The sequence below is a fragment of the Devosia sp. genome (assembly GCF_034675085.1).
Lineage (GTDB): Bacteria > Pseudomonadota > Alphaproteobacteria > Rhizobiales > Devosiaceae > Devosia.
Genome location: NZ_JAUCDN010000023.1, coordinates 1 through 20,550, shown reverse-complemented (window position 1 = coordinate 20,550; position 20,550 = coordinate 1). Strand labels below are relative to the sequence as shown.

The window sequence follows — 20,550 nt, the reverse complement described above, 5'->3', positions numbered from 1 at the left end:
TCGCTGCCGCCGACGAGGTGATCGCTGGCAAGCTGGCCGCCCATTTCCCGCTGGTGGTCTGGCAGACCGGCTCGGGCACCCAGTCCAACATGAATGTCAACGAGGTCATCTCCAACCGCGCCATCGAGATGGCCGGCGGCGCCATGGGCTCCAAAAAGCCCGTCCACCCCAATGACCACGTCAATATGAGCCAGTCGTCCAACGACACCTATCCCACGGCCATGCATATCGCCGCCGTCGAGGCGCTGGAAAACTATCTCTTCCCCCGCGTCCAGATCCTGCGCGACACGCTTGCCGCCAAGTCCGAAGCCTTCATGGACGTGGTCAAGATCGGCCGAACCCATCTTCAGGACGCCACCCCCCTCACCCTGGGCCAGGAAATCTCCGGCTGGGTCGCCCAGATCGACTATGCCGTGGCCGCCATCAAGGCCACCCTACCCCAGCTCAAGGAACTGGCCCTGGGCGGCACCGCCGTGGGCACCGGGCTCAATGCCCATCCCGACTATGCCGTCGCGGTCGCCAGGGAAATTGCCGGCCTGACCGGCCATGACTTCGTCACCGGGCCCAACAAATTTGCGCTTCTGGCCGGCCACGACGCCATTGTCGGCACCTCGGGTGCCCTCAAGCAGCTGGCCGTAGCCTTCATGAAGATCGCCAATGACGTCCGTTGGCTGGCCTCCGGCCCGCGCTCGGGCCTGGGCGAGATCGTCATTCCCGAAAACGAGCCGGGCTCGTCCATCATGCCGGGCAAGGTCAATCCCACCCAGTCCGAGGCCATGACCATGGTGGTCGCCCATGTCATGGGCAATGACGCCGCCATCGGCTTTGCCGCCAGCCAGGGCAATTTCGAGCTCAACGTCTTCAAGCCCGTCATCGCCTATAATTTCCTGCAAAGCGTGCGCCTGCTCGCCGACAGCGCCAAGAGCTTCAACGACAATTGCGCCATCGGCATCGAGCCCGACCGCAAGCGCATCAAGCAGCTGGTCGATCAGTCGCTGATGCTGGTGACGGCGCTCAACCGCCGCATCGGCTACGACAACGCCGCCAAGATCGCCAAGACCGCCCACAAGAACGGCACCACGCTACGCGAGGAAGCCATCAATCTGGGCCTGCTCAGCGGCGAGGAATTCGACGCCGAGGTCAAGCCCGAGCAGATGGTCGGCCCGCTCAAGCTCAAGAGCTAAACGATAATCGAGGTGCGGTAGCCCATCGGCATGCGCCGCACCGCTACCCGTGCGCCCTGGGCATAGGCCCCCACCGCGCCTTCGGGCGTGGTGCGGCGGCGCGCCCGTTGTGGCGCCAGATGCTCGCGCTCGGCCAGGAGCTGGCTGGCAAAGGCGGCATTGGTTCCGCCCCTGACGGGGAGCGGGCGGGAAGGGGTCGGGCCGGTCAGCATCGGCAGGCCGGATGGCCTTGTTTCAAAATCGGGCATGATATGCCTTGCCTGTCTCACGGCGGGCCAGCCTGTTCCAAACTGGAACAAGGATGCTGGTCCCGTGCCCATTAAGCGGCAAACACCGTGCCAGATGCTAACGTTTTGTTAACGCTTTCCGCTCCCACGTTAAGTGATGGTTAACGCAAAAACGGCTCAAAAAGCGTCCTTGGCCCGGCGCATGGCGGCAAACACCGCCGCCGGCTCCGCCCCTTCCAGCCCGTAAAGGCGCGCGAAGTCGGCATCGTCCGCCCGCAGGAACGGATTGGCCCGTTTGTCCTCTCCAAGGACGAAGGGAATGGTGAATTCGCCTTTTTCCCGCAGCCTGGCCACCTCTTCCGCCCGCCGCCGCAGCGCTGGATTATCCTCGTCGATGGACAGCGCGAATCGGGCGTTCGCGGCGGTGTATTCGTGCCCGCAATAGACCAGCGTCTCGTCCGGCAGCTCCCGCAGGCGCTGCAATCCCGCCCACATCGGGCCGGGCGTGCCCTCGAACATCCGCCCCACCCCCAGCGAGAACAGCGCATCGCCGGTGAAAAGATGTCCCCCTTTTTCGTCGTGGTAGACGATATGGCCCAGCGTATGGCCCGGCGCGTCGTAGACCTTGAACGCCGTCTCCCCCAGCATCACCCGGTCGCCGCCCGCGACCAGCTCGTCCAGCCCGGCGATTTTATCGCTCTCCCCGCGTGGCCCCACCACGCAGGCGCCGAATTCGGCCTTGAGCTCGGCCAGCGCCTCGACATGGTCCTGATGGTGGTGGGTGATGAAAATATCGGTGAGCCGCCAGCCTTGTCGCTCAAGAGCTGCCCGGATCGCCGGGCCTTCCGGAGCATCTATGGCGGCGGTGCGACCGCTGGCCGTGTCATGGGCCAGATAGCCGAAATTATCGCTACGGGCGGCGAAGACGTCGACGACAAGGCTCATGGCGAGGCTCCCGGGGCAAAATTATCCCCGAGGCTAGGCGGGCCGCGCCGGGCTGGCAACGCCCATTGGACAAGTCGGAGAGAAAGCGGCAGACTCAGGCCATGACGATCGATGTCACCCGCCTCATCGCCTTTTACAAATCCCCGCTGGGCCGCATCGCCCGCGCCCTCGTCCGCGAGCAGGTGATGGGGCTCTCCGCCGATATTTCCGGCCGGCGGATCCTCGGCCTGGGCTTTGCCACCCCCTATCTGCGGTTCACCCTGGAAACGGCCGAGCGGGTGCTGGCCTTTATGCCCGCCCGCCAGGGCGCCTCGGCCTGGCCGCGCGAGGGCCCGTCGCACACCGTGCTCTGCGATCCCCTGGAAATGCCACTGACCGACGCCGCCATCGATCTCACCATCGCCATCCACGCCCTCGAGCACGTCGCCGATGACGAGGAACTGATGCGCGAGCTCTGGCGCGTCACCGCCCCCAATGGCCAGTTGATCCTGGTGGTGCCGCGCCGGCGCGGCATCTGGGCCCAGCTCGATCACACCCCCTTCGGCCAGGGCAATCCTTATTCGGGTAGCCAGCTCGACAAGCTGTTGCGCGACCATAGTTTCGTGCCCGAGGCCTGGCGCGACGGGCTGTTCCTGCCGCCGGTGCAATCCCCCTTGCTGCTCAAATCCACCCGGCTGTTCGAGCGCGGCGGGCGGCTGTTCGGGCCGGCCATGAGCGGGGTCATCTGCGTGCGCGCCCGCAAGGAGGCGTTCCCCGCTGTGCCCCGCCGCAAGCGCGCCGAGCGCTATGTACGCCTGCCCAATCTCTCCACCGCGACGGCGCGGTACGGCTGAAGCTCTACAAGGTTTTTTTTGCCTTCCGCACCGGCTTTGACTATGGTCCGCGCGGTTTCCGCCCAGCGTAGTATCCCATGACCGACGTTATCCGTCCCCAGCCGCAGCCCGGCATTCTCGACATTGCCCCCTATATGCCCGGCAAGGCCGGCGCACCGGGCAGCAATGCGGTCAAGCTCTCGTCCAACGAGTCGCCCCTGGGCGCCAGCCCGAAGGCGGTGGAAGCCTTCGAGGCGGCCGCCAAACGGCTCGATATCTACCCCGAGGGCTCCTCGCGCATCCTGCGCCAGGCGCTGGGCGAGGTGCATGGCATCGATCCCGACACCATCGTGTGCGGCAATGGCTCGGACGACCTGCTGCATCTGCTGGCCCAATGCTATCTGGGCGAGGGCGACGAGGCGGTGATGAGCCGCTACGGCTTTTCGGTCTATCCCATCATCACCAAGGCCGCCGGCGCTGCCATCGTCATGGTGGACGAGCCCGACTTTGTTGCCGAGGTCGATGGCCTGCTGGCCGCCGTCACCCCGCGCACCAAGGTGGTGTGGCTGGCCAACCCCAACAATCCCACCGGCACCTATCTGCCCGATGCCGAAATCCGGCGCCTGCATGCCGGGCTGCGCCCCGACATCCTGCTGGTCATCGACAACGCCTATGCCGAATATGTCACCGCCGCCGACTTTTCGGTGGGGCTGGACCTGGTGCGCGAAACCCAGAACGTGGTTATGGTGCGCACCTTCTCCAAGATGGGGCTTGCCGCCGCCCGCATCGGCTGGATGGTGGCGCCCGATCCCGTCACCGACGCCATCAATCGCATTCGCGGCCCCTTCAACGTCAACCTGCCCGCCCAGCTTGCCGGCGCGGCGGCGACGCGCGACGTGGAGTTCACCGCGCGCCTCAGGGCGCATAACGCCAAATGGCGTGACTGGCTCACCGCCGAGCTCCATTCCAATTCCATGCGCGTGGTGCCCAGCCAGGCCAATTTCATCATGGTGCTGTTCCCCGACGCCGCCTTTGCCGCTCGCGCCTTCGACGAATTGTTCCAGCGCGGCCTCATCGTGCGCGAGATCGGCGCATCCTACGGCATTCCCAATGGCTTGCGCATTTCCATCGGCTCGGAAGAGGCCATGCGCGGCGTCGCTGGCATTCTCAAGGCACTGGTCAAGATCGCATGAGCGCTTCCTTCCGCAAACTCGCCCTGATCGGCATCGGCCTTATCGGCTCGTCCATCGCCCTGGCGGCCCGTCGGCATAATCTCGCCGAAACCATCGCCATCGCCACCCGCAAGGCGGAAACGCTGGAAGAGGCCCGCGCCCTCGATCTGGGCGACATCTACACGCTCGACGCCGCAGAGGCGGTGAAGGGCGCCGATCTGGTCATTCTCTGCGCGCCGGTGGGCGCCTATGAGCAGATCATGCGCACCATCGCCCCGGCACTGGAGCCGGGCGCCATCCTCTCCGATGTCGGCTCGGTCAAGAAGCACGTGGTCAAGGTGGTCACTCCCTACCTGCCCGCCGGCGTCACCTTCATTCCCGGCCACCCGCTGGCCGGAACCGAGCATTCCGGTCCTTCAGCCGGCTTTGCCGAGCTGTTCATCGGCCGCTGGTGCGTGCTCACGCCCGCCGCCGATGTCGATCCGATACAGCTGGAAAAGCTCTCGGCCTTCTGGCGCGCCATGGGCAGCCAGGTCGAGGCCATGGATGCCGAGCACCACGACATGGTGCTGGCCATCACCAGCCATATCCCTCACCTGGTCGCCTATAATATCGTAGGCACGGTGGCGGATCTCGAAGCCGACACCAAGTCCGAAGTCATCAAGTTCTCGGCGTCGGGCTTTCGCGACTTCACCCGCATCGCCGCCTCCGACCCGGTGATGTGGCGCGACGTCTTCCTCACCAATCGCGAGGCGGTGCTGGAAATGCTGGGGCGGTTCCTGGAGGATCTCTCAGTGTTGCAGCGCGCGGTGCGCAATGGCGACGGGCCGGCCCTGGAGGCGCTCTTTACCCGCACCCGCGCCATCCGCCGCTCCATCATCTCCGCCGGCCAGGAGACCGCCGCCCCCGATTTCGGCCGTCCGCCCCAACCGGCGCCGGCAAAGCCGGAAGAGGGCGCCGCTTAAAACAGCGGCGGCAGATTGGCCAGCGGCACAAGGCCGGAAAACACCGTGCCCGCGCGGAAATTGATCTGGTTGGCATAGGCCCCGTCTTCCCCGGGAAGGCCCAGCACCAGCGTGCGCACCGGCTCTTCCAGCAGGGGCCCGATACGCTCGGCCACGCCAGTGGAGCGGATATCCACCTGCCCATTGACCCGTCCCTGCGGATCGAGCTGCATCTGCCCTTCCGCGTCCAGCACCATATCCGCCGTGCTGGCATGGATGGAGACGATCTTCAGCCCGCCCCCTGCCTGCTGCATCGCCGGCAGCAGCATCGGGTCGCCCCAATTGCGCACATCGTCGGGCAGGCCCGTTACTTCGAGCTGGATTTCGGCCCGGCCGTCGGCCAGAGACAATCCCGGCCAGTCGAGCCCGTCCAGCCGCCCATAGATCGCCGCGCCGGCGAAGAACCGGGCCGCGTCATGGATCTCGGGCATGTCGAAGGCATGAAGCTCGACGCGCGGCGCCTGCGCAATCAGTGTCTCGCCGAAAAGGCTGTCCGACCAGACCATCTCCTCGCCCACCACCGAGGCCCGCGCCAGCCGCCAATTGTCCAGCCTCAGGCTGGCTTCCAGCGTCTTCCAGCCCAGGCTGTTGCGCGTGCCCGTAAAGCTGTCGCTGATCAGCGCCGGCCCCTTGGCCGAGATCAGCACATGGTTGAGCGCATAGGCCCGCACGCTGGCCCGCAGCCCCGGCAGGGTGACGCCGATATCACCCGAAACAATCTCTGCATTGGGGCAATCGACATCGAAGCGGAACGGATAGCCCCGCACCGCCAGCCCCTCGCAGCGCAGGATCGGCATGGTGACGCCGTCGGCTTCGGCCATTGTTTCGATTTCGCGCTGCACCATGCCGGCGGCCACCAGCCAATAGGCGCTCCAGCCCAGGATGGCGGCAAGGACGATGGCGCCCAGAATAATGATTCGTTTTTTCATGGCCGCAGTCTTACCCGCGCCGGAGACCTGACAGAAGGGCCCACACAATCGTGCTGTTGCCTCCGCATGCCGAACGGCGCTAATTTTCTCGCTCCACTCGTGCAGCGAAGCGAACGACATGACGACCCATTGGGTCTTTGGCTACGGCTCTCTCATCTGGAACCCCGGCTTCGCCCATGTCTCGGCCCAGCAGGGCCTGTTGCGGGGTGCGCATCGCAGTCTCTCCATCGTTTCCCACCATCACCGCGGCACGCCCGAGCGACCCGGCCTGGTCTTCGGGCTGGTGCGGGGCGGCTCCTGCCGCGGCATGGTGTTCGAGGTGAACGACGCCGACTGGAACGCGGTGCGCACCTATCTGCATGAACGCGAGCAGGTAACGTCGGTCTACCGGGACGCCATGCGCCCGGTGCGGCTGGCCGATGGGCGCGCCGTCACCGCCCTCGCTTTCCTCGTCAATGAACGCCACGAGCAATTCACCGGCCGGCTCGATATCGAGCGGCAGCTGGCCATGATCCGCGCGGGTGTCGGCATTTCCGGCCGCAATATCGATTATGTGCTCAATACCGCCCGGCATCTGCAACAGATGGGCATCCGCGACCGGCACCTGATGGCGCTGGCCGACCTTTTGGTGCGCGAAGAGGCCCACCCCGCCTGAAGCGTCAAAGCGCCAACTGGCCGTTTTCACCCACACAGGCAGCGCGGGCGCCGAATTCCTTCGCCCGCCTTTCGATGATCCCGGCAATGCGCCGCATGCCCGGCGAGGCCCGCCCCGGCTGACGCAGGAGCGGATTGGGCAGCGCAGTCACCAGCAGCGTCGCCGTCTGCCAGTCGAGATTTTGCGGCTCGCGTCCAAAGGCGCGGCGCGCGCCGGCCACAACACCGAACTGCCCTTCGGGTCCCCATTCGGCGATATTGAGATAGATTTCCATGATCCTGTGCTTGGGCATGATCAGGTCGATATAAAGCGCCAGCGGCACTTCCAGCGCCTTGCGCAGAACGCTTTGCCCGTTCCAGAGGAAGAGATTGCGCGCCACCTGCATGGTGATGGTCGAGGCGCCCCGCGCCGGCGCCCCGGCCAGGTATTTTTCCACCTCGTCGCGCAACGCGCCCATGTCGACGCCACTATGACGGCAGAACTGCCCGTCTTCGGACAGGACGACCGAGGCCTTGAGCCGGTCGGAAATATCGGCCAGGTCCCGCCATTCGCGCTCGACCGGCTGGCCGGTGAGCTGGCGCGCCAGCATCGGCACCGACACCGGATCGACCACCAGATAGAGCGGCGTCAGCACCAGCGGGATGGCGACGAGCAGGCCGAGCGCCATGCCCAGCCCGCGCAGAATGCGCCACACGCCCCTTGCCTTGCCCGATGCCGCCATGGCCCTTGCATACCCATGGCGCCGTTGCGGCGAAAGGCCAATCTTTTGTTCCCGCGCCCCATCTTGCCGCCTTGCGCCCAAACCGCTAGCAACAGGCCATGTACGACTTTTTCGCCGACATCGCCGATTGTGCCCGGGCCGTCGAGGCCGGCCTCACCCAGCGGCTCGATGCCGGCCCGCTTTCCGGCCCCGGCCCCGCCGCCGCCCGGCTGGTCGCCGCCATGCGCCATGGAAGCCTGGAAGGCGGCAAGCGCCTGCGTCCGCTGCTGGTGCGCCAGGCCGCCGCCATCTTCAACCTGCGCTCCGACCAGTCCCTACAGGCCGGGCTGGCGGTGGAGATGGTCCATTGCTATTCGCTGATCCATGACGATCTGCCCGCCATGGACGACGACGATCTGCGCCGCGGCCGCCCCACCGTCCACAAGGCCTATGACGAGGCCACCGCCATCCTGGCCGGCGACGCACTCCTGACGCAGGCTTTCGCGCTGCTGGCCGACCCTGCCTGCCACCCCGACCCAGCCATCCGCATCGCTCTTGTGGCCGAGCTGGCCGCCGGATCGGGGGCCGGCGGCATGGTGGGCGGGCAGATGCGCGATATCGAGGGCGAAAAGGGCGGCTTTTCCGGCGACGAGATTTCCACCATGCAGGCGATGAAGACCGGCGCGCTCATTCGCGCCAGCGTCCGCATCGGCGCCATGCTGGGCGGGGCCGATCCGCGCGCCCTTTCGGCGCTTTCCGCCTATGGCGAGGCGGCCGGCCGCGCCTTCCAGTTGGCCGACGACATTCTCGACGTTACCGCCAGCCCCCAGGCCATGGGCAAGGCTACCGGCAAGGATGCCGGCATGGGCAAGCAGACCCTGGTGGGCCAGCTGGGCCTCGAGGGCGCGCGAGCCAGGCTCGACGAGATCGTCACGCACGCTCTGGCGTGCCTGCGCACCTTCGGCCCCCGCGCCGACGGGCTGCGCGCCACTGCCCGCTATTTTGCCAGCCGGGAGAACTGATTTGGCCCGGCTTGTCAGCATCAATATCGGCGCGGCCCGCCCCATCCCCGGCACCAATACCCCCACCGGAATTTACAAGATGCCCGCCAGCGGCTCGATTGCCGTCGGCCCGCAGGGCATTGCCGGCGACGTCATCTGCGACCGCGAGCACCATGGCGGAGCCGACCAGGCCGTCTATGTCTATTTCACCGAGGATTACGACTGGTGGGCGCCGCAGATGGATGTGCCGCCCGAGCCCGGCCTGTTCGGCGAGAACCTCACCATTGCCGGCACCGATAGCGCCCATACCGCCATTGGCGACCGTTTCACCATTGGCAGGCTGGTGCTGGAAGTCACCTATCACCGCACCCCCTGCATGACCTTTGCCGCAAAGATGGGCGACCCCAAATGGGTGAAGCGCTTCCACCGCGGCAACCGGCCCGGCGCCTATTGCCGCGTCATCACTCCAGCCAGCATCGAGGCCGGCATGGAAATCGCCATCACCCCCTTTGCCGGCGAGCGTATCACCGTTTCCGAGCTCATGGCGCTCGATGGCGTGCGCAATCTCGATCCGGCCTTCATGCGCCGGGCTCTCACTACGCCTATCCGCCACAAGACCCGGTTCAAGTTTGAAAACAACCTCGCCAGCCTCTTCTGAAAGTTCTCTCCATGAGCCTTGAAACCGTGAAGGCCGATCTGGCCGCCCGCGCCCCCGACCTTGCCGTCATCGTCACCCCCGATTCCACCGCCACGGTGCAATTGGCCGCCGAAGTGCATGGGGTCGAGCCCGGCCAGATCGCCAAGACGCTGTGCATCCGCGTCAAGGATGAGGAATTCCTTTTGGTGACGCGGGGCGATGCCCGGCTCGACAACCAGAAGTCCAAGGCCGCTTTCGGCGGCCGCCCGCGCATGCTGGGCGCCGAGGACGTGCTGCGCCTCACCAGCCATCAGGTGGGCGGGGTCTGCCCCTTCGGCCTGCCCGCGCCGCTGCCGATCTATCTCGACACCTCGCTCAAGGTCTATGACCTCGTCATTCCCGCCGGCGGGGACACCCATGCCTCGGTGCGGTTGGGACTCGACCGGCTGGCCGAGCTCTGCGGCAATCGCTGGGTCGATGCCTGCGTGCCGCCTGCCGAATAGAACAATCAGCGCAAGGCGCCCATCAACCCGAGCACCACGAGCGCCAGAAGCAAAAGGCCCACCAGCATGGCGCGCCGCTGCGTCACCCCATAAGGGGTAAACAGCCATCGCAGGGCGGCGCGGAATCGGCTGGGTTCGCTCATGGGGGCATCTAGCCCCCGACACGCCCGCTTCGGCAACCCATGTTCAGGGGCTATTCCGCCGCCGGCCGGGCCTGGCCGAACTTTTTTTCGATATAGTCGGCCACCATGGCCTTGAACTGGTCGGCCACGTCGGCGCCGCGCAGCGTCGCGACCTTCTGCCCATCGACAAACACCGGCGCAGCTGGGGTTTCGCCGGTTCCGGGCAGGGAAATGCCGATATTGGCGTGCTTGCTCTCGCCCGGCCCGTTGACGATGCAGCCCATCACCGCCACCGACAGCGTCTCCACCCCCGGATAGCGCTCGCGCCATTCCGGCATGGATATATTGAGATGGTCCTGGATTTCCTTGGCCAGCGTCTGGAACGTGGTCGAGGTGGTGCGCCCGCAGCCCGGGCACGCCGCCACCACCGGCAGGAACTGGCGGAAGCCCATGGTCTGGAGCAGTTCCTGCGCCACCTTGACCTCGGTGGTGCGATCCCCTCCCGGCTCGGGCGTCAGCGAGATGCGGATGGTGTCGCCGATCCCCTGCTGGAGCAATATGCCCATCGCCGCCGACGAGGCCACGACCCCCTTGGTGCCCATGCCCGCCTCGGTCAGCCCCAGATGCAGCGCATAGTCGCAGCGCGCCGCCAGGTCCTGATAGACGGCGATCAGGTGCTGCACGTCGCTGACCTTGGTGGAGAGGATGATGTGGTCGCGCCCCAGCCCGATTTCCTCGGCCCGCCGCGCCGAGAGCAGCGCCGACTGGATGATCGCCTCGCGCTGCACGGCGGCGGCCGAGATCGGATTGGCCGATGCCGCGTTCTCGTCCATCAGCCGGGTCAGCAATTCTTCGTCCAGCGAGCCCCAATTGACCCCGATGCGCACCGGCTTGTCATATTTGAGCGCCAGCTCGATCAGGGTCGAGAACTGGATGTCGCGCTTGGCCTTGAAGCCGACATTACCCGGATTGATGCGATATTTGGCCAGCGCCTCGGCGCAGGCGGGGTGATCGGTGAGCAGCTTGTGGCCGATATAGTGGAAATCGCCCACCAGCGGCACGTCATAGCCCATGAAGGCCAGCCGGTCGCGAATATGGGGCACGGCGGCGGCGCTTTCGTCCCGGTCCACGGTGATGCGCACGATTTCCGAACCGGCGCGCGCGAGCTGCATCACTTGGCGAACCGTCGCATCGATGTCGGCGGTGTCGGTATTGGTCATGGATTGCACCACCACCGGCGCGCCGCCCCCGACCAGGACGTCGCCCACCTTCACTCCAACCGATTGCCTGCGCGGCGCCGGACCGGCCATGATCATCCCCGAAATGTGATGCTCCCGAAATAGGACTTCCCTTCTCGCCTGGCAACAGCACAAAAAGATGACCGGGCGCACAAACGGGGCTCTTGAACCCGGCGCGCATCAAAACCATCTATGGGCCATGATGCACGCACTCCTTCCCCGCCTGATCCTGTTCCGCAAGGAAGTCATCCAGCTCTGGAACGCCCTCTGGGCGCGCGAGACCCCGCTTTATCTCAAGGCGGCGACGCTGTTCGTGGCGTTCTACCTCGTCAATCCCTTCGACATCATCCCCGATGTCATCCCGCTTCTGGGCTGGGTCGACGATATCGTCCTGATCCCGCTGATGGTGAGTTGGATCGTGTCGCGCCTGCCGGTAGCGGCCCGCGTCTATGCCGGCAAATACGGCCCCACCGTCGACGGCTCCGCCCGCCGGCTTTAGCCTCCGCGATCTTGTCCCGCCCACGGTGTCATTCCGGCGCAGGCCGGAATCCATCCTGAAGGCCCACCGCAACCATCCATGGGTGTGGATAGATGCGGAGATGGATGCCGGCGCAAGGCCGGCATGACAAGGGGCGAGGGGACGCTCCGGTTTAAAGACCCAATTTGAAAAGGCCCGGATCGCTCCGGGCCCTCTTTTTATTCGATCCGCACCAGCAGGTCCTTGGCGTCGATCTGGTCACCGGGCTTGATGAGCAGCTCGGCCACCACCCCGTCGATTTCGGCGTGGATGGCGGTTTCCATCTTCATCGCCTCGATCGAACACAGCACGTCGCCGGCCGAGACCTTCTGGCCCTGCTTGACCGCCAGCGTCGAAATGACGCCGGGCATGGGCGCGCCCACCTGCCTGGCGTCGCCCGGCGCCGCCTTGGCCCGCACGGTGATGGAGCCGGCGCTCAGCCTGTCGGGCACGATGATGGTGCGCGGCTGGCCATTGAGGTCGAAGAAGCACCGCACCTCGCCCTTTTCATTGGTTTCGGCGCGGCTGAGATAGGTGACGACCAGCGTCTTGCCCTTCTCGATTTCCACCAGAACCTCGTCGCCCTCTTCCAGCCCATAGAAATAGACCGGCGTGGGCAGCACTTCGGTGGGTCCATAGCGCTCCTGGGTCTTTTCGAAGTCGGAAAACACCTTGGGATACATCAGATACGAAGCCAGCTCGAAATCGCCGATCTCGCGCCCCGCCTCGCCGGCAATTCTCTTGCGCTCCGCCTCCAGATCCACCGCGCCCAGATAGGACCCGGGCCTGTTGGTGAGCGGGGTCTTGCCCTTGAGCACCTTCTTTTGCAGCGCGGCGGGGAAACCGCCCGGCGGCTGCCCGAGATCGCCGGCAAAGAACCCCACGACGCTGTCGGGGAAAGCGATGTCGCGGCCTGGGTCTTCCACATCGGCGCGGGTGAGCCCTGCCGACACCATGGCCAGGGCCATGTCGCCCACCACCTTGGACGAGGGCGTCACCTTGACGATGTCGCCGAACATCTGGTTGACGTCGGCATAGGTCTGGGCGACCTCGTGCCAGCGGGTTTCCAGCCCCAGCGAGCGCGCCTGCTCCTTGAGATTGGTGAACTGGCCGCCCGGCATTTCATGCAGATAGACTTCCGAGGCGCCGCCCTTGAGATCGCTCTCGAAGGCCCGATACTGGGTGCGCACCGCCTCCCAGTAGAAGGAAATCTGCCGTATCGCCTTGGCGTCGAGCCCGGGATCGAATTCACCCCCGGCCAGAGCCGCCACCAGCGAGCCCAGCGTCGGCTGGCTGGTGGTGCCGGACAGGGCATCCATGGCCGCGTCGACCGCATCCACGCCCGCCTCCACCGCTGCCAGCACCGTGGCCGCAGCAGCACCGGAAGTGTCATGGGTGTGAAGGTGGATGGGCAGGCCCACTTCCTGCTTGAGCGTTCTGATGAGCACCTGCGCCGCAGCGGGCTTGAGCAGCCCCGCCATGTCCTTGAGGCCCAGAATATGCACCCCGGCCTTTTCCAGCTCCTTGGCCAGGTTCACGTAATATTTGAGGTCGTATTTGGCGCGGTTGGGATCGAACAGGTCGCCGGTATAGCAGATGGCGCCCTCGGCGACCCTCCCCTCTTCCAGCACCGCATCGAGCGACACCCGCATGTTCTCGACCCAGTTCAGGCAATCGAAGACGCGGAAGATGTCGACGCCCCCCTTGGCCGCCTGGCGCACGAAGAACTTGACGACATTGTCGGCATAATTGGTGTAGCCGACGCCGTTGGAGCCGCGCAGCAGCATCTGGGTGAGGATATTGGGCGCGCCCTCGCGCACCTTGGCCAGCCGCTCCCATGGGTCTTCGTTGAGGAAGCGCATGGAAACGTCGAACGTCGCCCCGCCCCAGCATTCAAGGCTGAAGAGGTTCGGCAGGCCTCGGCTATAAGCCTGGGCGATGCGGGTGATGTCGAAGCTGCGCATGCGCGTGGCCAAGAGGCTCTGATGGGCGTCACGCATGGTGGTGTCGGTGAAGAGCACGCGTTTTTGCGCCTTCATCCAGGCGGCCAGTGCCGCCGGCCCGTCGCGGTCCAGAATCTGCCGGCTGCCTTCGATCACGGCCAGCGGCGGAAATTCCGGCACCACCGGGGCCGCCGCCTCGGCGGGTGGGCGCGGCCGGTCGCGCACTTCCGGATGCCCGTTCACCGTCACATCGGCGATATAGGTCAAGAGCTTGGTGGCGCGGTCGCGGCGCGGGCGGAAATTGAACAATTCCGGCGTCGTGTCGATGAAGCGCGTCGTATAGCGGTTGGCGATGAAATCGGGATGGGTGATGATGTTTTCAAGGAACGCAAGATTGGTGGCCACGCCACGAATGCGGAATTCCCTGAGCGCACGATGCATGCGGGCAATGGCCTCTTCGGCCGTGGGCGCCCAGCAGGTCACCTTTTCCAGCAGCGGATCGTAATAGCGGGTGATGACCGCGCCCGAATAGGCGGTGCCGCCATCGAGCCGCACCCCGAAGCCGGTGGCGCCGCGATAGGCGGTGATGCGGCCATAGTCGGGAATGAAGTTCTGCTCGGGATCTTCCGTGGTCACGCGGCACTGGATGGCATTGCCGTTGAGCCGGATATTGTCCTGGTGCGGCACACCCGATTCCGGCGTGCCGATCACCGCACCATCGAGCAGGTGGATCTGCGCCTTGACGATGTCGATGCCCGTCACCTCCTCGGTGACGGTATGCTCCACCTGGATGCGCGGATTGACCTCGATGAAATAGAAGTCATCGGTATCGGCATCCATCAAAAATTCGACCGTGCCGGCGCCGCGATAATTGGCGGCCTTGCCCAGCCGCACCGCCGCATCGGTCAGCCCCTTGCGCACCGCGTCGGAGAGATAGGGCGCGGGCGCGCGCTCCACCACCTTCTGGTTGCGCCGCTGCACCGAGCAGTCGCGCTCGTAAAGATGCACCAGATTGCCGTGGTCGTCCCCGATCAGCTGCACCTCGACATGGCGGGCGCGCTCGACCAGTTTTTCGAGATACATCTCGTCCTTGCCGAAGGCCGCCTTGGCCTCGCGCTTGCCCTCGGAAACTTCCGAAACCAGGCTGGTCTCGTCCATGATGCGCCGCATGCCGCGCCCGCCGCCGCCCCAGCTCGCCTTGAGCATCAGCGGATAGCCGATTTCGGCGGCCATTTTCCTGACCGCCTCCATGTCGTCGGGCAGCGGCTCAGTGGCCGGCACCACCGGCACGCCCGAGGCGATGGCCATGTTGCGGGCAGCCACCTTGTTGCCCAGGTCGCGCATGGTCTGGGCGCGCGGGCCGATAAAGATGATGCCCGCCGCTTCGCAGGCATCGACGAATTCGGGGCTCTCCGACAACAGGCCATAGCCGGGATGGATGGCATCGGCCCCCGACAGGCGCGCCACGCGGATATATTCCTCGATCTGCAGATAGGCCTCGACCGGCCCCTTGCCCTTGCCGATGAGATAGGCCTCGTCGGCCTTGAACCGGTGCAGCGCCAGCTTGTCTTCCTCGGCGAAAACCGCCACGGTTTTCAGGCCCAGTTCATTGGCGGCGCGAAAGACGCGGATGGCGATCTCGCTGCGGTTGGCGACGAGGATTTTCTTGATTGGCATCGATTTAAATTCCGAGCAGGGGAAAAGACTGGGCCCCTTGCGAGGGCCCGGCTCAGCAACAATCGACGGAGAGGACGGTTGCCCGTCCAACCGTCACAAGACCTTTATTTGCCGCTCAGGTGACCGGCGAGGTGGCTCATGTCGTAGCCGGCTTCGGCCGCCTGCGAGATGATGTCTTCCGCCGCCATCTCGCCCGCCTGGCTCAAGGCCCAGAGCGTGGTCGAGCGGGTTCCGGACCGGCAGAAGCAGAAGACCGGGCCTGCGCTCCCCTCGAGCACGGCCCGTGTCTTTTCGACCATGTCGGGGGTCACCCCTTCGCGGCCGAGCGGAATGGAATGATAGGCGAGGCCGGCGGCTTTGGCCGCGGCCTCGATGTCCGCCCCGGCGGGCTGATCGGGCGATTCCCCCTCAGGCCGGTTATTGACGATGGCGACGAAACCGGCGGCTTTGAGCGCGGCCACATCGCCGGGTTGGATTTGTCCCGAAACACTGATGTGATCGTTGATCCGCTTCAGTTCCAAGGCTCCTACTCCCCTACGCCCGAGGCTGCGACGGCCCGTTATAGTCATGCGCCCCCGTCAGGCGCAACTGCCTGGGCTGCAATGCCGTCATGAAACTGTCGGGACGGGGAATCAGGCGGCCCGGCCCTGCCGGTGCGCGGCCAATGGCGCCGGCCGGCCCAGATGGAACCCCTGCAATCGCGTGCAGCCCGCCGCGCGCAGCGCCAGGGCCTGCTCCTCGCTCTCGATCCCCTCGGCCACCACATCCAGCTCGAGGCTGCGGGCGATATCGCAGACGGCGGAAACGATCATGGCGCTGACCGGGTTGGTGGCGAATTCGCCCACATAGGCCTGGTCGATCTTGATGATATCGAAGGCGAAATCGCGCAGATAATGCAGGCTGGCATGGCCGGCACCGAAATCGTCGATGGCGACGCGTACACCCATGGCGCGCAGCGCCGCCAGATTGTCCATTTCCACGCTTCCCACCGCCAGGGGGGCGTTTTCGGTGATTTCGACCACGATGGCGGCAGGCGAGGTGCCGGTTTCGGTCAGGATATCGGCAAAGCCTTCGGCGAAATCGTCGTGTCGCAACTGCTTGGGCGAGACATTGACCGCCACCGGTCGGCCGAGATGGGGCTGTTCGACACAGGCGCGGCGCAACACCCATTCTCCCAGTTGGTCGATCAGATTGCTTTGCTCGGCCACCGCGATGAAGGCGGAAGGCGCGATGGTGCCGCGCACCTTGTGGCGCCAGCGCACCAGCGCTTCATAAGAGCGCGTCTCACGGCTGTCGCTGTCCAGCACCGGCTGATAGTGCAGTTCCAGTTCGTCCATCAGGATGGCGGCGCGCAATTCGCGCTCGATGAACCGCCGATGGCGCTCGTCTCCCAGCATGTCGGGATCGAAAGGCACCACGCAGCTGCGCCCGGCCTGCTTGCCCTTGTAAAGCGCCAGGTCGGCTATGGCGATCAGCTCGGTGGGGTCGTCGCTGTCGGTGGGCGCCAGGGCCACCCCGATCGTGGCGGAGAGCCGCGTCATGCGGCCGGCGATATTATGCGGCTCGTTGAGCCGGCGCAGCAATTGCGCGCCCAGCCGGCACAGGGCCGGCTTATTGTCGTGGCCGAGCACCAACACGCCGAATTCATCCCCGCCCAGCCGCCCGATAATGGCGTTGGGCATCAGCGCCCTCATATCGCGCACCAGCGCCGTCAGCGCCGCGTCGCCCGCGCCATGGCCGGCGCTGTCGTTGAGAACTTTGAGATTGTCCATGTCGATTTGCAGATAGCCCAGCGCCGGCAGGGAGCCCATATGCGCCTGGCGCTGCAATTCCCCGAGAAAATAGGAGCGGGTGAACGTGCCGGTCAGCGCGTCCCGATGCGCCAGCTCCAAGGCATCGGCCATGGCCAGCTCGGCCTCCTTCATGCGGCGGCGCATCAATCGGTGCATCAGCGCCAGCATGACCGGAACCGCGCCGGCAAGTCCGGCCATGGCCCAGACAACCGCCGATGGCCGGCCCGGGCTGAGTAGGTAGACGAGGCTGAGCACCAGCAGCAGCCCTGCCATCAGCCCCACGACGAGGCGCAGACGGTCATAGGCTTCGTTCACACGGGCAAAGGCGGGGCGGACCGACATGACCAGACCTGGGAACAACAGGCAGCGAACGCTGCCCGATCACGATGCCGCAACGGGCCGAAAGCTGAATTAGTGAATGGCGGCAATAGGAAAGCGATCCATGGGTCGCCACCCTATCGGGGGCCTGCGACAGTTCGATGACAATGCCGCGTGCCCCGCGATCAGGCTTAACGATACGTTAAAAGGCTCACCCCTCGCCCACGCCCGGCGTATAGCGCGCCAGCGCCTTGATGACGCCCTTGGCCGTCACCCGCCCGATCTGCCGGCCCTCCCCGTCGAGCACGCCCACCCATTGGTTCTCGGCGAAATGGGGCAACACGTCCTCGCAGCGCGCCGTGGCTGGTACGGCGAAGGCGCAGGGCTCGAACTCCCCCCTTTCCATGATGGTGCGCACATGGATGGCGCGGGCTTTGTTCACCTCGCGCACGAAGTCCTCGATATGCTCGTTGGCGGGCCGCAGCACGATCTCCTCGGGCCGGCCCACCTGCTGCACCGCGCCATCCTTGAGCACGGCGATGCGGTCGGCGATCTTGAGCGCCTCGTCGAAATCATGGGTGATGAACAGGATGGTCTTGCCCAGGCTCTTTTGCAATTCCACCAATTGGTCCTGCATGCCCGAGCGGATCAGCGGGTCCAGCGCCGAGAACGGCTCGTCCATCAGGATGATGTCGGTGTCGAGCGCCAGCGCCCGCGCCAGGCCCACGCGCTGCTGCTGGCCGCCCGAAAGCTGGCGCGGCCGGCTCTGCTCGTAGCCCGCAAGCCCGACGATCTCGATCCACTTGGCGGCGCGCTCCAGCCGCTCGGCCTTGCCCACCCCGCGCACTTCCAGCCCATAGGCGACATTGTCGATCACCGAGCGGTGCGGCAACAGCCCGAACTTCTGAAACACCATGGCCACGGTGGTGCGCCGATAGGTGCGCAACTCGGGCAGGCTCATCTTCAGCACATCGGTGCCATCGACCAGGATTTCCCCCGCCGTCGGCTCGATCAGCCGGTTGACGTGGCGGATGAGGGTGGATTTGCCCGAGCCCGAAAGCCCCATGACCACGAAGATCTGCCCGCGCCCGATATCGAGCGAGACATTGTCGAGCCCCACCACATGGTCGGTCTCGGCCTGCATTTCGGCCTTGGACTTGCCCTGGGCCAGCAGAGCCAGCGCCCCCTGCGGGTCGGGGCCGAAAATCTTGGTTACCCCGCGCATGCTTATGGCCAGGTCCGTGTCGATAGTCATTGCATCCATCTAGCGCGCCTCCATCAGCCCGATCCGGGCCTGCAATTGTTTGCCGAAGGACTGGGTGATGCGGTCGAAGATGATAGCCAGAACCACGATGCCCAGCCCCGCGAACAGCCCGCGGCTCACTTCCAGCCGGCCGATGCCCTGCAACACCTGATAGCCCAGCCCGCCTGCCCCGATCATCGAGGCGATCACCACCATGGCCAGCGCCATCATCGTGGTCTGGTTGACCCCGGCCAGGATGGTGGGCAGGGCCAGGGGGATCTGCACGCCAAACAGGCGTTGCGTCGGCGTGGTGCCGAAGGCGCGGCTGGCCTCCATCACCGCCGGATCCACCGAGCGCAGCCCCAGATCGGTGAGCCGCACCAGCGGCGGGGCGGCATAGACGATGGTGGCGATCAGCGCCGGGATCTTGCCCGGACCGAAGATCATCACCGTGGGAATGAGATAGACGAAGCTGGGCAGGGTCTGCATCAGGTCGAGCAGCGGCGTGAACACCTGGCGCACGCGCAGCGAGCGGCTCATCCATACCCCGATGGGAATGGAGGCGAAGATGGCGGTGATCGTCGCCGCGATCATCAGCGCCATGGTGGTCATGGCATCCTGCCACAGATCCATCACGCCCAGGAACATCAGCGACACGAACACCACCATGGGCAATTGCCAGCGCCGCGTGGCGAGCCAGGCCGCACCTGCCAATATGACCACGATCAGCCACCAGGGCGTGGCGATCAGCAGCTTTTCGATCGCATTGAGCAGCATCAGCAGTGGATAGGCGGCGGCTTCCAGCTCGCCGCCCCAATTGCGGACCACCCAGTTGAGGGCTTCGTCGACGGCCCGGCGCAGCGGGCGGGTGTCGATCAGTTGAGGAAACATTATTGGGTCTTTCTTGCAGGCGTGAACGGCATGCAAACCCGAGGGCAAGCCACAGGCCGCAAGAGGCCGCCCTGCCCTGGGGATCGGATACCGAAAACGGCCGGGTGATGACCCGGCCGCCACGAGATTATGACGATCAAATCAGCCCAGATCGGCCAGCACCTTGTCGGCGACTTCGGCCGGCACCCATTGGGTCCACACATCCTGCTTGGTGCGCAGGAAGTTTTCCGCCGTCTGGGCCGCATCGGCCTGATTTTCGTCGCCATAGACCAGAAGCTCGCTGATCTGGGCATTGGTGAGCCCCACCTTGCCGAAATAGCTCGCAATGGTTGGGGCTTCCTCGGCGATCCAGGCCGCGGCGCCGACCACGGCGGGGCTGGAGGGATAGGCGGTCACCCCGGCCGGCTCGGTGCAGTCCGTGTCGGTATTGCAGGCATAGACCTCGGGCTTGGTTTCACCCAGATCGAGCTGCACCGCCGGGAATTTGCCCAGAATGGCCGTGGGGCCCCAATAGTAGAAGAGAATCGGCTCCTCGCGCGTGAAGGCGCGGGCGATGGAGGCATCGAGCGCCCCGCCCGAGCCGGGAGAGAAGATGTTCCAGCTCTCATCCATGTCGAAGGCCTCGAACAGCGCCGAGGTCGACAATTCGCAGGCCCAGCCCGGCGGGCAGGAATAGAGCCGACCCTGGCTGGGATCTTCAGGATCGGGGAAGAGATCGGGGCGCGCGATCACCGCTTCGGCGCTGGTGAGTTCGGGATGCTCGGCCTGGACATATTGGGGAATGAACCAGCCCTCCACCGTGCCGTCGCTGATGGCATCGCCGAGCTGGATCACCTTGCCCTCCGCAATGCCCTGCGCCCAGGGCTCCTCGATGGTGCTGGTCCACAGTTCCGGCGCCACGGCCGGTCGGCCGCGCGTCAGCATGGAAGAAGAGGTGGGAACGGTATCGCCGGTGACGATCTCGACAGTGCACCCATATCCCTTTTCCAGGATCGTCGCATGGATATGCGCCAGGGCGGCTGCGGAAGGCCAGGTCATT

The 20,550-nt window shown here is 65.5% G+C and carries 21 protein-coding genes; 9 read left to right on the top strand and 12 right to left on the bottom strand.

The window, feature by feature from the left end:
* The coding region (gene fumC, locus VDP82_RS03045; RefSeq protein ID WP_323013362.1) for a class II fumarate hydratase at nucleotides 1–1,184 on the top strand (1,184 nt) is incomplete at its 5' end.
* Here the strand turns inward: fumC and VDP82_RS03040 are convergent.
* Together VDP82_RS03040 and gloB are read right to left on the bottom strand one after the other, a co-directional pair.
* Nucleotides 1,181–1,432 (bottom strand): hypothetical protein, encoded by a 252-nt coding sequence (locus VDP82_RS03040; RefSeq protein WP_323013361.1) that lies wholly within the window; start codon nucleotides 1,430–1,432, stop codon nucleotides 1,181–1,183. The genes fumC and VDP82_RS03040 overlap by 4 nt on opposite strands.
* A gap of 156 nt (nucleotides 1,433–1,588) precedes the next feature.
* The gene (gene gloB / locus VDP82_RS03035) at nucleotides 1,589–2,356 is read right to left on the bottom strand and encodes a hydroxyacylglutathione hydrolase (RefSeq protein WP_323013360.1); all 768 of its coding nucleotides are present in this window, start codon (nucleotides 2,354–2,356) and stop codon (nucleotides 1,589–1,591) included.
* A 101-nt stretch (nucleotides 2,357–2,457) separates the two neighbouring features.
* On the opposite strand from gloB, the gene VDP82_RS03030 reads away from it, so the two are divergent.
* From VDP82_RS03030 to VDP82_RS03020, 3 genes are all read left to right on the top strand, one after another.
* Nucleotides 2,458–3,189 carry a class I SAM-dependent methyltransferase gene (locus tag VDP82_RS03030; RefSeq protein ID WP_323013359.1) on the top strand — a complete coding sequence of 244 codons (732 nt, stop codon included), beginning with the start codon at nucleotides 2,458–2,460 and terminating at the stop codon, nucleotides 3,187–3,189.
* Between the two features lie 77 nt (nucleotides 3,190–3,266).
* The gene (gene hisC / locus VDP82_RS03025) at nucleotides 3,267–4,361 is read left to right on the top strand and encodes a histidinol-phosphate transaminase (RefSeq protein ID WP_323013358.1); all 1,095 of its coding nucleotides are present in this window, start codon (nucleotides 3,267–3,269) and stop codon (nucleotides 4,359–4,361) included.
* On the top strand, nucleotides 4,358–5,305 hold the full coding sequence (locus VDP82_RS03020; RefSeq protein ID WP_323013357.1) for a prephenate/arogenate dehydrogenase family protein: 948 nt from the start codon (nucleotides 4,358–4,360) through the stop codon (nucleotides 5,303–5,305). The genes hisC and VDP82_RS03020 overlap by 4 nt, the downstream gene beginning before the upstream one ends.
* Here the strand turns inward: VDP82_RS03020 and VDP82_RS03015 are convergent.
* Complete coding sequence (locus VDP82_RS03015; RefSeq protein ID WP_323013356.1) at nucleotides 5,302–6,273, bottom strand: DUF2125 domain-containing protein; 972 nt, start codon at nucleotides 6,271–6,273, stop codon at nucleotides 5,302–5,304. The genes VDP82_RS03020 and VDP82_RS03015 overlap by 4 nt on opposite strands.
* A 118-nt stretch (nucleotides 6,274–6,391) precedes the next feature.
* On the opposite strand from VDP82_RS03015, the gene VDP82_RS03010 reads away from it, so the two are divergent.
* Nucleotides 6,392–6,928, top strand: a complete 537-nt coding sequence (locus VDP82_RS03010; protein WP_323013355.1) for a gamma-glutamylcyclotransferase — start codon at nucleotides 6,392–6,394, stop codon at nucleotides 6,926–6,928.
* A 4-nt stretch (nucleotides 6,929–6,932) separates the two neighbouring features.
* Here the strand turns inward: VDP82_RS03010 and VDP82_RS03005 are convergent, their stop codons facing one another.
* The gene (locus tag VDP82_RS03005) at nucleotides 6,933–7,622 is read right to left on the bottom strand and encodes a transglycosylase domain-containing protein (protein WP_323013354.1); all 690 of its coding nucleotides are present in this window, start codon (nucleotides 7,620–7,622) and stop codon (nucleotides 6,933–6,935) included.
* Between the two features lie 125 nt (nucleotides 7,623–7,747).
* Between VDP82_RS03005 and VDP82_RS03000 the strand changes: the two genes are divergently transcribed.
* Genes VDP82_RS03000 through VDP82_RS02990 form a run of 3 tightly spaced genes read left to right on the top strand, consistent with a single transcriptional unit; the run spans nucleotide 7,748 to nucleotide 9,769 of the window.
* The gene (locus tag VDP82_RS03000) at nucleotides 7,748–8,650 is read left to right on the top strand and encodes a farnesyl diphosphate synthase (RefSeq protein WP_323013353.1); all 903 of its coding nucleotides are present in this window, start codon (nucleotides 7,748–7,750) and stop codon (nucleotides 8,648–8,650) included.
* Nucleotide 8,651: 1 nt separating this feature from the next.
* Nucleotides 8,652–9,287, top strand: coding sequence for an MOSC domain-containing protein (locus VDP82_RS02995; RefSeq protein WP_323013352.1), 636 nt, complete (start codon nucleotides 8,652–8,654; stop codon nucleotides 9,285–9,287).
* Between the two features lie 11 nt (nucleotides 9,288–9,298).
* The gene (locus tag VDP82_RS02990) at nucleotides 9,299–9,769 is read left to right on the top strand and encodes a YbaK/EbsC family protein (protein ID WP_323013351.1); all 471 of its coding nucleotides are present in this window, start codon (nucleotides 9,299–9,301) and stop codon (nucleotides 9,767–9,769) included.
* A gap of 5 nt (nucleotides 9,770–9,774) precedes the next feature.
* Here the strand turns inward: VDP82_RS02990 and VDP82_RS02985 are convergent, their stop codons facing one another.
* Nucleotides 9,775–9,912, bottom strand: a complete 138-nt coding sequence (locus tag VDP82_RS02985; protein ID WP_323013350.1) for a hypothetical protein — start codon at nucleotides 9,910–9,912, stop codon at nucleotides 9,775–9,777.
* Between the two features lie 50 nt (nucleotides 9,913–9,962).
* Nucleotides 9,963–11,201, bottom strand: coding sequence for a flavodoxin-dependent (E)-4-hydroxy-3-methylbut-2-enyl-diphosphate synthase (gene ispG, locus VDP82_RS02980; protein ID WP_323013349.1), 1,239 nt, complete (start codon nucleotides 11,199–11,201; stop codon nucleotides 9,963–9,965).
* A gap of 127 nt (nucleotides 11,202–11,328) precedes the next feature.
* Between ispG and VDP82_RS02975 the strand changes: the two genes are divergently transcribed.
* The gene (locus VDP82_RS02975; protein WP_323013348.1) at nucleotides 11,329–11,628 is read left to right on the top strand and encodes a YkvA family protein; all 300 of its coding nucleotides are present in this window, start codon (nucleotides 11,329–11,331) and stop codon (nucleotides 11,626–11,628) included.
* 197 nt (nucleotides 11,629–11,825) lie between these two features.
* On the opposite strand, the gene pyc is transcribed toward VDP82_RS02975, so the two are convergent.
* From pyc to VDP82_RS02945, 6 genes are all read right to left on the bottom strand, one after another.
* Nucleotides 11,826–15,266, bottom strand: a complete 3,441-nt coding sequence (pyc, locus tag VDP82_RS02970) for a pyruvate carboxylase (RefSeq protein WP_323013347.1) — start codon at nucleotides 15,264–15,266, stop codon at nucleotides 11,826–11,828.
* A 104-nt stretch (nucleotides 15,267–15,370) separates the two neighbouring features.
* Entirely contained in the window at nucleotides 15,371–15,787 is a 417-nt protein-coding gene (locus tag VDP82_RS02965) for a TIGR01244 family sulfur transferase (protein ID WP_323013346.1), read from the bottom strand.
* A 111-nt stretch (nucleotides 15,788–15,898) separates the two neighbouring features.
* The gene (locus VDP82_RS02960; RefSeq protein ID WP_323013345.1) at nucleotides 15,899–17,401 is read right to left on the bottom strand and encodes a bifunctional diguanylate cyclase/phosphodiesterase; all 1,503 of its coding nucleotides are present in this window, start codon (nucleotides 17,399–17,401) and stop codon (nucleotides 15,899–15,901) included.
* A 187-nt stretch (nucleotides 17,402–17,588) separates the two neighbouring features.
* Nucleotides 17,589–18,641 carry a glycine betaine/L-proline ABC transporter ATP-binding protein gene (locus VDP82_RS02955; protein WP_323013344.1) on the bottom strand — a complete coding sequence of 351 codons (1,053 nt, stop codon included), beginning with the start codon at nucleotides 18,639–18,641 and terminating at the stop codon, nucleotides 17,589–17,591.
* Nucleotides 18,642–19,511, bottom strand: a complete 870-nt coding sequence (locus tag VDP82_RS02950; protein ID WP_323013343.1) for a proline/glycine betaine ABC transporter permease — start codon at nucleotides 19,509–19,511, stop codon at nucleotides 18,642–18,644. It abuts the gene before it with no gap.
* Nucleotides 19,512–19,652: 141 nt separating this feature from the next.
* Nucleotides 19,653–20,550, bottom strand: an 898-nt coding sequence (locus VDP82_RS02945; protein ID WP_323013342.1) for a glycine betaine ABC transporter substrate-binding protein, incomplete at its 5' end; no start/stop codon positions are given.

Bases quoted from the DNA above. Each gene is read 5' to 3' on its own strand.
- VDP82_RS03040 (WP_323013361.1), bottom strand. From the start codon at position 1,432: ATGCCCGATTTTGAAACAAGGCCATCCGGCCTGCCGATGCTGACCGGC.
- gloB (WP_323013360.1), bottom strand. From the start codon at position 2,356: ATGAGCCTTGTCGTCGACGTCTTCGCCGCCCGTAGCGATAATTTCGGC.
- VDP82_RS03030 (WP_323013359.1), top strand. From the start codon at position 2,458: ATGACGATCGATGTCACCCGCCTCATCGCCTTTTACAAATCCCCGCTG.
- hisC (WP_323013358.1), top strand. From the start codon at position 3,267: ATGACCGACGTTATCCGTCCCCAGCCGCAGCCCGGCATTCTCGACATT.
- VDP82_RS03020 (WP_323013357.1), top strand. From the start codon at position 4,358: ATGAGCGCTTCCTTCCGCAAACTCGCCCTGATCGGCATCGGCCTTATC.
- VDP82_RS03015 (WP_323013356.1), bottom strand. From the start codon at position 6,273: ATGAAAAAACGAATCATTATTCTGGGCGCCATCGTCCTTGCCGCCATC.
- VDP82_RS03010 (WP_323013355.1), top strand. From the start codon at position 6,392: ATGACGACCCATTGGGTCTTTGGCTACGGCTCTCTCATCTGGAACCCC.
- VDP82_RS03000 (WP_323013353.1), top strand. From the start codon at position 7,748: ATGTACGACTTTTTCGCCGACATCGCCGATTGTGCCCGGGCCGTCGAG.
- VDP82_RS02990 (WP_323013351.1), top strand. From the start codon at position 9,299: ATGAGCCTTGAAACCGTGAAGGCCGATCTGGCCGCCCGCGCCCCCGAC.
- VDP82_RS02985 (WP_323013350.1), bottom strand. From the start codon at position 9,912: ATGAGCGAACCCAGCCGATTCCGCGCCGCCCTGCGATGGCTGTTTACC.
- ispG (WP_323013349.1), bottom strand. From the start codon at position 11,201: ATGGCCGGTCCGGCGCCGCGCAGGCAATCGGTTGGAGTGAAGGTGGGC.
- VDP82_RS02975 (WP_323013348.1), top strand. From the start codon at position 11,329: ATGATGCACGCACTCCTTCCCCGCCTGATCCTGTTCCGCAAGGAAGTC.
- pyc (WP_323013347.1), bottom strand. From the start codon at position 15,266: ATGCCAATCAAGAAAATCCTCGTCGCCAACCGCAGCGAGATCGCCATC.
- VDP82_RS02960 (WP_323013345.1), bottom strand. From the start codon at position 17,401: ATGTCGGTCCGCCCCGCCTTTGCCCGTGTGAACGAAGCCTATGACCGT.
- VDP82_RS02955 (WP_323013344.1), bottom strand. From the start codon at position 18,641: ATGGATGCAATGACTATCGACACGGACCTGGCCATAAGCATGCGCGGG.
- VDP82_RS02950 (WP_323013343.1), bottom strand. From the start codon at position 19,511: ATGTTTCCTCAACTGATCGACACCCGCCCGCTGCGCCGGGCCGTCGAC.